At 44.3% G+C, this 531-nt stretch carries 1 protein-coding gene; it reads left to right on the top strand.

Annotated features, from left to right (window positions below; all coding sequences use genetic code 11):
• Positions 1–496: 5-oxoprolinase subunit PxpA (locus R7R78_RS29160; RefSeq protein ID WP_225474972.1), on the top strand; the 496-nt coding region annotated here is incomplete at its 5' end.
• Positions 497–531 lie beyond the last annotated feature (35 nt).

Genomic DNA, 531 nt, shown 5'->3' with positions numbered 1-531 from the left:
AATTACTAACATGGTGATCTATCAAGTAGGCGCGTTGCAGGCATTGTGCCGTGCGCAGTATACCGATATCGGTTATATCAAGCCTCATGGTGCCCTTTACAACGATATGATGAAAAGCGATGCGGTTTTTCGAGCGGTCGTTAAAGCAGCCGCGCTGTTTAAAGTGCCGTTGATGATCCTTGCATCGCAAGAGAACGAAAAATATTTAGAAATCGCGGACGATTATGATGTGCCATTGTTGTTTGAGGCGTTTGCCGATCGCCTGTATCAGGATGATGGGATGTTGACACCAAGAACGCACCCAAATGCCGTTTTGAAAGATGAGCTAGCGATTTTAGAACAAGTCAGAACATTGGCTGATTCAGGCCGAGTAAAAACCGCGTCAGGCAGTTATATCTTGTTAGAAGCGGACACAATATGCGTCCATGGAGACAATGAAGAGTCGATCGCTTTGATTCAAAAAATTCGTCAAAGCCTCTACTCCGGAGGAAATTAATGCATCAAACAAAGTTCTCGATTGATTTGGTTTCT

Source organism: Vibrio sp. 2134-1 (assembly GCF_033339495.1).
Note: the sequence above shows the minus strand (reverse complement) of the source record. Positions and strands in the feature narration are given on the sequence as shown.